Consider the following 7,692-nt stretch of genomic DNA (forward strand, 5'->3'; position numbering starts at 1 on the left):
CGTGATATCGGATACCGTTAACTCGCCGGCCGGGGCGAATACCTTGCCGCGTCCGCTGACGCCGCTGGTCGGTCGGAGACGCGAGATGGCCGAAGTGGCCGCCCTGCTGGGAAGCCATCGCCTTGTCACGTTGTCCGGGCCGGGGGGCTGCGGCAAGACCCGGCTGGCCGTCGCGGTGGCGATCGAGCTGAGCGGTTCGTACAAAGACGGCGTGTGGTGGGTTGACCTTGCCGTGCTGGCCGAGCCGGACGGCGTGGCCCAGGCCGTCGCCGAGGTACTGGGGATCCGCGAGCAGCCCGGCCACTCGCTCCTTGACACGATCCGCGCCTGGTTGCGGGACAGCGATCTGCTGCTGGTGCTGGACAATTGTGAGCACCTGATCAGCGCCTGCGCCGAGCTGGTGCCGGCCCTGCTGGCCGGAAGCGCGCGGCTGCGGATCCTCACGACCAGCCGAGAACCGTTGCGGGTCAACGGGGAGCGCACTTGGCCGGTGCTGCCGCTGCCGGTACCCGATCCATGCAACCTGCCGCCCGCACACAGGCTGCCGCGCTACGACGCGGTCCAGCTGCTCGTCGAGCGGGTTTCGGCCGTGGAGCCCGGTTTCACGCTCACCGCCGACAACGCGGCGGCGGTCGCGCTGGTGTGCCACAAGCTGGACGGCATCCCGCTGGCCATCGAGCTCACCGCCGCACGGGCCCGGATGCTGGCCATCGAGGAGATCGCCGCCAGGCTCACGACCTCGTTTGACCTGACGGCCGGAGGGTGGCGCGGCGCGTCACCGCAGCAGCGCACGCTGCACGCGACCATGGACTGGAGCCACGCGCTGCTCACCACCGAGGAAGCCGCGCTATTCCGCCGGTTGGCGGTGTTTCGCTGCGGTTTCACCGCGGCCGCGGCCACGGACGTGTGCGCCGGCGCGGAGATCGACCCAGCCCGGGTGTTCGACCTGCTGACCCGGTTGGTGGACAAGTCGCTGGTGCTGGTCGAGAAACAGGATGGAAAGACGCGGTACCGGCTACTCCAAATGGTCCGCCAGTACGCCCGGGAGAAGCTGACCGAGCCCGATGAGGCAGTCGAGCTGCACACCCGCCACGCCCGGTACTTCCTCGACTTCGCCGAAGATATCCAGCCACGGATCAACACCGCCGATCGGGAACAGTGGCTGACCCGCGTGGAGTCCGACGTGGACAATCTGCGGGCAGCCCTGTCCTGGAGCCGCACCGAAGGCCCACCGGAGGTGCACGTGCGGCTCGCCAACGCGCTGGTGTGGTTCTGGCTCTACCGCGGGCATCTCACCGAGGGGCGGGGTTGGCTGGCCGGCGCGGCGCACATAGGGCACGGCCGACCCGACCACCATACCGCGGAGGTGCTCAACGGGGCGGGACTGCTGGCCTGGGCCTTGGGCGACTATGGGGCCGCCCGGGAGCATCTCACCGAGGCCATCGCGTTGTGGCGGGAACTCGGGCGGCCAGTCGGCCTCAGCGAGGCACTGCGTTTCCTGAGTGCCACGGCCGAAGCGGAAGGCGATTATCCCCAGGCGCGCTCGCACATCGAGGAGAGTGTACAGCTGCTGCGAACCGAGACGAACACGTTCGAGCTGGCTATGTCGCTGGCCCGGTTCGGCGGCACCGCCGCGCTCCAGGGGGACTTCGACACCGCCTGGCCCGCGCTCGAGGAGAGCGTCGCCATCGGTCGTCGGACCGGCGACGAATGGGTGCTCGCCTTGGCCCTGCGGCAAATCGGGCTCGCCGGCTTTCGTAGCGGCGACTACCCGAAAGCTACCGGCGCCCTCACCGAGTGCCTCGCGTTGCTTCGCCGGCAGCAGGAGAGTTTCCTCAGTTTGACGGCCATGGAGCTACTGGCCGCGGTCTTCGCCACGCAGAGCGAGCACCAGCGGGCCGCCCGGCTGTTCGGCGCCGCCGAAGCCCTGCGCGCGCGGGCGGGACTCGTCGTGATCCTGCCGGTGGACTACGAGCGGGGCGTGGCGACCGTCAAGGATGCCCTCGGAGAAAGGGCCTTCCGCACGGCGTGGGCGAAGGGACGAGCCCTGTCGCTGACCGACGCCATTGACCTTGCCCTGAAACCGACCACTCCCACCGCCGCGACTCCCGAGCTGACCGCCCGGGAGGCCGACGTGCTGCGCTTGGTCGCCCACGGGCTGACCAACGACCAGGTGGCCAGGAAACTGTTCATCAGCCCGCGCACGGTCAACTGGCATCTCACCGCAATCTACGCCAAGCTCGGCCTCCGCTCCCGCACCGAGGCGACCCGCTTCGCCCTCGAGCACGGCCTGCACTGACCCCGGTACATCTACCGGGTGTCCCTACCGCGCGACGGAACCGGTAGTCCACACGGTGTGCCGGGAGCCCGGTGGAGGCAAGACTGACTCCAGCCGAAAACGGCAAAGAATACCGATAGAAAAGGAAGAGTCATGGCAGTCATTTCCAACGTGCGGTTGAGCGCGTCCAAGCCGTCCAACACGAGCAACCTGTGGAAACTGGAGGTCCTCTATGACGCCAGTTTCGGCTCCGGAGAGGTCGGGGATCGCTTCCGCGGGACCTTCGAGGTCTGGGAGGACGACGACTTCTTCGACGACCAGGTGACCTCGACCCCCCAGGGTCCTCAAGACTTCGTGGCCACGGCCACGAAGATGAAGGACCTCAAGCTGAAGACCACGATCGACGGAGACTTTCTCGACACCGAGCTGGGCGCCGAGGAGATCTATGTCATCGCCCGCCTGAAGTCCCTGGACTCCCTGGGCGTGCCGGACGCGACGGCGACCAGCGCGGTGATGCCGATCGCGCCGTAACCTCCCGCGTGTGGGGCGGCCGGTCGTAGGCTCTCAGGTGCGCTCCGACCGGCCGCCCCCGGCGATCAGCGATGTCAACTCATTTGCAGTCGGCTTGCAGGTCACCGGAAAGTACGGCATCTAGGTCATTAGTTTAGTGACTCGGAGTACACGACCGCGCTCGCGGTTTGGCTAAAGGCTGTCCCGTAACTGTGGGCGTTCTTGATCGTTGATCATGGTGTGGAGCAGGTGATCAGCGTGGATCGGCCGCTGTGGGTGCCGGTGTTCACGGGTCTGTCGGTGTAACAGTTCGACAGGCTGGTGGGCATCGTGCGGGGTCGTGGTGGGGAGCAGACTGGGACCGACCGGCGGTGGGGTTTGGCGCTGGCGGATCGGGTGTTGCTGGTCGCGGTGTACTACCGCACCAACCTGACGTTGCGGCAGGTCGCGCCGCTGTTCGGGATCTCCAAGTCGGCGGCGGGCCGGGTGGTGGACCCCCTGGCCCCGCTGCTGGTACTGGCACCGGTGCGCAAGCCGCATGGTCCGGGCACGGTGCTGATCGTGGACGGCACCCTGGTACCCACGCACGACCGCACGATGGCCGCCTCGAGCAAGAACTATCGGTACTCGACCAACCTGCAAGTCGTCATCGACGCCACTACCCGGCTGACCGTGGCGATCGGTAAGCCGTTGCCGGGCAACCGCAACGATTGCCGCGCCTACACCGAGTCCGGCATTGATCAGCACTGCCAGGCGCGCACGTCATGGCCGACGGCGGCTACTAGGGCAACCCAGGGGTGATCATGCCCTATCGCAAACCAGGCGAGGGCGAACCTGCTCTGCCGCAGTGAGCCCTTTTCATCTGGTGGCGAGTTCGTAGTTCTGTAGGACGTGGATGGCTTTGGCCAGTCGTCCGGCGCGTCGGGGGTAGCAGCGGAGTTTGTGCAGGGTGCGCCAGGTCTTGAGTTGGGCGTTGGCGCGTTCACCGGGGCCGCGGAGCCGGGCGTGAGCCCGGTTGGCGTCCTTCTGGGATTGGGGCTTGGTGCGGCCCTTGTACGGGGTGATCATGTGTTGACCGGTCTGGTCGTAGCCGTGGTAGCCCTTGTCAGCCAGGGCGATGAGCCCGGTGTCGCGCAGCGCGGCGAGGATGTTCCAGATCCGGGCGGCCGCGGTGTCATGCGTGCTACCCGGCAATTGGCCGGACACCCACAGGATCGTCCCGTCCGGGGAGGCGATCACCTGCAGGTTCATCCCGTGCATCCGGTGCTTACCGGAGTAGAACGGCCGGTCAGCGGCGATGCGGTCTGTCCAAGATGTGGGACAGCTATTGGGTTTCGCCGACCTGTATGCCCGGGAGCACCCCGGCCAGCGGGTGGTCTGGATCAGCGACATCTCCCGGTGGCTGGACAGTAAGGGCACCAGCTTTCTCAAACTCGGCATCGACTGGCAAACCGCCCTGTTGACAATTCCCACACTCCCGATGCCCGGCTTGACGATGACAATTAGCAAACGCGCGCACAGCTTCCTCACCGACTCGGCCCGGCACGGCCTGACCGTCCGCTATCCCGACGCCCCGCCGAACGCCTGACCAACAAGGAACGCCACGCCATCCACGAAGCCTTCGCCCACCAACTCGCCACCGACTGGCCGACCCACATCCGCGGACGCACGGCGGACACCCTCGGCCGCACCCACTGACCTGCCCGCCATCGGAGCCCAGCACCGAGCTCCGACCACGGAAAATCTGCGGCCGCAGCGGCGATGGGCCACCGGCACGCCCGGCCCGTCTACCCTGCCCGTGTGAGCACGGAACCTGGTCAGCGGCCGGCGCCCAGGCGGAGCGGCAGGACCGAGGCGACGACGCAGCCCGCATCGGACACGGCACTCGCTGCCGGCCCACCGCCGGCGACCGAACGTCGTGCGCGAACCTGGGTCGGCCTGCTCCTGCTCGTCGCCGGAGCGTTTCTGGCCGGCGATACGGTCGACCGGGTAGCGCTCGCGTGGGCGTTCGTCGCCGCGTGGTGGCCGTGGGCACTCCTCGTGCTGGCCGCCGCGAACCTGATCCGGTCAGTGTTGCGGCCGGAATCGCTGCTCGCCCCCGGCCTGGTCGCGTTCGCCGCGCTCACAGTCCTGGCGTTTCGGTACGACCTAGCCACCGGCAAGCTAGTCAACGTCATCTTGCCGGCCGCACTCGCGCTCGCGGGCATCGCTCTACTGCTGTCGGTGGGGTCTTCCGCTGGTGGTTCGTGGACCAGGATCCTGTTGACCGGCCGGGTCAACGCGCCGCCAACGATGGGTGACGCACCCTTGCGGCCCCGGGCGATTCTGGGTGAGGTGCGGGCAAACCTGCACACCGCGGCCGGACTCGCGCCGGTCAAAGTGCACGCCACCGCCATATTCGGCCACGTGTACCTGAGCATCCCGGCGGACTGGCACGTGATCCTCGCCGACGACGACGGCAGGCTGCTCACCCCGATACGGGACCCGCGGCCCAACGGCGACCCGGCGAACCGAAAGGTAAGCCTGCGGGTACTGGGATTCTGCGGAATCGTGACCGTGTACCGAACCGCCTGATCTAGCGGGTGTCCGCTGACGAACCGGTCTTGTCCTCGGACTTGTGCGAGTGGTCGTACGTGTCCTCAGGGAAAGCCTCGCGCGCCAGACCGAACACCGGCGTCTCCCCCGCATCGGCAAGGAAGAAGGCCGAGAGCTTCCGGAACAACCGGTACTCCTCGACGGGATTGTCCGGGAGTGGGTGGTGCATGGCCTTGACGAGATCAAACCGATGCAGGTCGTAGGCGACCCGAACGAACGTGGTGTATTCGACGGCGGCGGCTATCGATCCGAGGTAGGAGAGGACGAACAACCCGAATGCGGCCGCGGGAATCCAGTAGGCCTTCGGCTCGTCGAAGAGCGCGACCATACCGAGTACCGTCACGATGAGGAAGCTGATGGTCAAGTTGGCCGCCGCGTCGAGCGCGTCCCGGGCGGATGCCTGCAGGCCGATGAACTTGTCGGAGAAGTGCGGATAGAGCCGCGGCCAGGAACTGACCGTTTCCAGGCCGTACCGCTCGCCCGCCGAGGTCTCACCGGTTCGCAGCGCGTTTCCCAGCCCGGTGGGAAGGAGTCGTACCTCCTCGATCGGTTCCTCGCCTTCGTCCGGTGCCCCGTCCGACACCGGCGCCGGATATCGTTGCAATTTGGCCTCGACCCGGCTCAGTTCGCTCCGGCGGCGCGCCCTCGCCCGGTATTCCCGACTCAGCTCGGACAGCGCCATACGGTCGTCGAATTCCCGGTGCACGTCGTTGGAGAGAAACGCGAACCGCTCCCGCAGCCGCGAAACCTTCCGATACTGATACTCGACGAAGACCGGCGCCAGCCGGGCGGTCAACCACCACCCCTCCCAATACCCCTCCAGTATGCGCACCAGGCGGATCTGAAACGGCTGGGCCACGACGGTGAGCAGAGTGATGCCGAACAGTACGAGGAGGACGGTGACCAGGTCGCCGCGCGTGTCGGCCGGCAGGAGCAACCGCCAGTCGCTCTGACCGGTGAAACTGCCCGCCCGCAGCAGTGCCCACAGGAAGACCAGCGGCACGGCGTTCGGCAGCAGGCCCACGATCAGCACCCGCCCGAACGAGGCGGCCCCGGACGTCAGCAGCGTCGCGAACCACATTCAGTGCCGCCTCCAGGAAGTCACTTTCATCGGGTGCACCTTCGGTGGTCCGCTGAACAACGGTGCCGGATCGTGCCCCGCCTCGCCAGAGCACTCCACCCTGTCGATGTTTGCCTGCCCATAGATGAGGGCTCGTTGACAACGCGGTTCCGCACATACCCGGATTTTGAGATACCGGCATCGGTGGCCCAGGTTGCAGAACGGCTCGGCCAGCTTGGTGCGGTGTTGGTCAACCACCCCGCATTGGGAGCATACTTTCGCCCATATAGCTGTGGCGACGGGTGACTTGCCCGGCAGACGACCCCGGCCGGATTCTCCCGGTGCCATGGCGAAGATGGCGATTGGGAGGACGATGCGCACGGCGCGGACAAGGCGAAGCCGAGCCAACCGCGAACATGCGCGCATCATGACCAGGAGTATGAACGCTCGCCCAGTCGCAGGCGAGACTCAATCAGCTCAGCCGATGGTGATCACGCTGTAGGCGGTGTCCGGAATGGGCGGCGGAACGGTGCCACCGGCCCAGGTGCTGTCCCAGGTCGAGGTCACCTTGTACGTCACGGCGGCGAGCAGGAGGCCCTGGGCGGTCTGGGCGACCGCAGCCGCCTCCAGCTCTTCAACGGTGCCCTCGGACAGACCGGCGGCCGCGAGCCGGCCGAGCAGCAAGCTGGCCACGAAGGTGCCCCTTTCTCCGGTCGCGTCGTGGCCGTCGCAACGATGAAGGCTTCGTCGTCAGGACTGATCAGGCGGGGACGGCCACCCGCCCACTGAGGGTCCAGACTGGCCATCCCCATCTCGTTGAACCGATGGATGACCTGCCGGATCGCGTCTTCATCACCCTGAACCAGACGGGCGATCGCGGGCACGGTGTTCCCGCCTGCCGAGGCCAAGACCACCATCGCCCGCCGCAACCGGATCGGCGAACCCGAGCCTCTGCGCACGATCCGCTGCAGCCGCTGACCTTCCTGATCAGTCAGCCTCCGAACTCGAACAAGCTCTGCCATCCACACAGCGTGACGCTCTAAACAATCACCAACCACGAACCCAACCCGGCGTGTCACCAAACCGGCCAACGTTCATGGTCACGGCACTAGTAGTACTTTGTTAGGTTCTGCTGTGTAAGGGGTAGGGACGTTGGCAGAGGTGGCATGCGCCGGCCATGCGTACCAGTTGTTGTTGGAGGAGACGAACTACGGCGTAGAGGGTCAGGCCGGCGCATCCGCTTTTGGGT

General features: G+C 66.9%; 7 protein-coding genes and 3 pseudogenes. 6 read left to right on the plus strand and 4 right to left on the minus strand.

Features of this window, described 5'->3' with window-relative positions; all coding sequences use genetic code 11:
- Positions 1-85 precede the first annotated feature (85 nt).
- From VFV67_RS16755 to VFV67_RS16765, 3 genes and pseudogenes are all read left to right on the plus strand, one after another.
- Positions 86-2,299 (plus strand): helix-turn-helix transcriptional regulator, encoded by a 2,214-nt coding sequence (locus VFV67_RS16755; RefSeq protein WP_326471075.1) that lies wholly within the window; start codon positions 86-88, stop codon positions 2,297-2,299.
- 132 nt (positions 2,300-2,431) lie between these two features.
- Positions 2,432-2,809 carry a hypothetical protein gene (locus VFV67_RS16760; RefSeq protein WP_326471076.1) on the plus strand — a complete coding sequence of 126 codons (378 nt, stop codon included), beginning with the start codon at positions 2,432-2,434 and terminating at the stop codon, positions 2,807-2,809.
- Positions 2,810-3,028: 219 nt separating this feature from the next.
- Positions 3,029-3,570: pseudogene (locus tag VFV67_RS16765) on the plus strand (transposase family protein); the annotation flags it as partial.
- Between the two features lie 76 nt (positions 3,571-3,646).
- Here VFV67_RS16765 and VFV67_RS16770 read toward each other — a convergent pair.
- Positions 3,647-4,093 (minus strand): annotated as a pseudogene (locus tag VFV67_RS16770) (transposase family protein); the annotation flags it as partial.
- 10 nt (positions 4,094-4,103) lie between these two features.
- Here VFV67_RS16770 and VFV67_RS16775 point away from each other — a divergent pair.
- Entirely contained in the window at positions 4,104-4,376 is a 273-nt protein-coding gene (locus VFV67_RS16775) for a hypothetical protein (protein ID WP_326471080.1), read from the plus strand.
- Positions 4,377-4,588: 212 nt separating this feature from the next.
- On the plus strand, positions 4,589-5,362 hold the full coding sequence (locus VFV67_RS16780) for a hypothetical protein (protein ID WP_326471077.1): 774 nt from the start codon (positions 4,589-4,591) through the stop codon (positions 5,360-5,362).
- A gap of 1 nt (position 5,363) precedes the next feature.
- On the opposite strand, the gene VFV67_RS16785 is transcribed toward VFV67_RS16780, so the two are convergent.
- The 3 genes and pseudogenes from VFV67_RS16785 to VFV67_RS16795 form a co-directional block, all read right to left on the minus strand.
- Complete coding sequence (locus tag VFV67_RS16785) at positions 5,364-6,464, minus strand: hypothetical protein (RefSeq protein ID WP_326471079.1); 1,101 nt, start codon at positions 6,462-6,464, stop codon at positions 5,364-5,366.
- 456 nt (positions 6,465-6,920) lie between these two features.
- Entirely contained in the window at positions 6,921-7,136 is a 216-nt protein-coding gene (locus tag VFV67_RS16790) for a hypothetical protein (RefSeq protein WP_326471081.1), read from the minus strand.
- A gap of 56 nt (positions 7,137-7,192) precedes the next feature.
- Positions 7,193-7,327 (minus strand): annotated as a pseudogene (locus VFV67_RS16795) (helix-turn-helix domain-containing protein); the annotation flags it as partial.
- Here VFV67_RS16795 and VFV67_RS16800 point away from each other — a divergent pair.
- On the plus strand, positions 7,268-7,486 hold the full coding sequence (locus VFV67_RS16800; RefSeq protein ID WP_326471083.1) for a hypothetical protein: 219 nt from the start codon (positions 7,268-7,270) through the stop codon (positions 7,484-7,486). The pseudogene VFV67_RS16795 and the gene VFV67_RS16800 sit on opposite strands and share 60 nt — an antisense overlap.
- Positions 7,487-7,692: the final 206 nt, after the last annotated feature.

This window comes from Actinophytocola sp., assembly GCF_035762905.1.
Taxonomy (GTDB): domain Bacteria; phylum Actinomycetota; class Actinomycetes; order Mycobacteriales; family Pseudonocardiaceae; genus DASYTH01.